Raw genomic sequence first — 1,030 nt, 5'->3', positions numbered from 1 at the left:
ATTAATTTTAAAAATTTATCTCTGGCTGACTGGTTAGCGTATACTTTCCCAGTCCGAAATCATAGCCGAGAACGTTACCTACAATAGTGGATCAATGAGACGAAAAAGGAAAATATTTAGAATCATAACAGTTTTAAGTTTCCTAACACTTTTTATAAGTTGTGGGGGCTCATACGAATCCGAAAATAGGGAAAAGCTTATTTCTTCTTTTCAAGACAACTTTGGATTCGAACCACCAAAATCTGTTGAGAAAATCAAATTAAAAAATTGGGGATTATATGATACAGATGTGTATTGGATGGCATTTACTTTTGAGCCAACAGTTATGGAAAAAATAATCGCACACGACCAACCATTAGAAATTGCCTTAAATGAAACTTCAGAGTTTAATAGAATAAGAGAAGAAATAAAAAAGAGCGTTAATAATCCTAAATGGCTCGAATTGCCTGACAATAATACTCAGAGAGTTTATTACAAAATGAACTTTATTGAAAGAAAGTCATTTAGTGAATATTACTTATGGACAAATATGGAAAGTCAAATGACTTATCTCTTTGTACATTCATTTTATTAAAATCAAACTGAATATAAAAAATAACAACAGCGGAATTGAAAAACTATTCGGAATTGCAATTAATAAATGGAAAATGATGACAAATAGAAATACAATCAGAATACGGACTAAGTTTTAAAATTACGTCTGAATTATAGTTAATTGACCAAAATCGAATATTCGACAGAATTGAAAAATAACTCGAAAAACTACTGTAGGTAACAACGTGTATAGCTCATTGCTGGTCAGTTGCTTACTCGAAGTAAAGGCACATTTGGAAAGTCGCCAAATTTTTAAATTTGACGATTACCAAAAGGTAAGATACATAGTGAAATTTAAAAATCTGGCTTGTGCCTAACCGAAAATTAATAGTTAATTTGCACGCAACGAGCCATACACCAGACCGTTACCCTTAATGGCTGACCTGAAAAATTCTGACTAAATTTAATATCCTAAATGAGAATCTTGTGTGTCTGA

General features: G+C 31.6%; 1 protein-coding gene. It reads left to right on the top strand.

Annotated elements, in window-relative coordinates; genetic code table 11:
- The first annotated feature begins 94 nt into the window (after positions 1-94).
- Positions 95-574, top strand: a complete 480-nt coding sequence (locus Q0945_RS15940) for a hypothetical protein (RefSeq protein WP_299436643.1) — start codon at positions 95-97, stop codon at positions 572-574.
- Positions 575-1,030: the final 456 nt, after the last annotated feature.

Origin of the sequence: uncultured Maribacter sp., assembly GCF_947500405.1 — a bacterium.
In the GTDB taxonomy this organism is placed as follows: domain Bacteria; phylum Bacteroidota; class Bacteroidia; order Flavobacteriales; family Flavobacteriaceae; genus Maribacter_B.
This window is presented reverse-complemented; position numbering and strand designations above follow the sequence as displayed.

What these genes read in the sequence shown, in the direction of transcription:
- Q0945_RS15940 (WP_299436643.1), top strand. Translation starts at nt 95, where the DNA reads ATGAGACGAAAAAGGAAAATATTTAGAATCATAACAGTTTTAAGTTTC.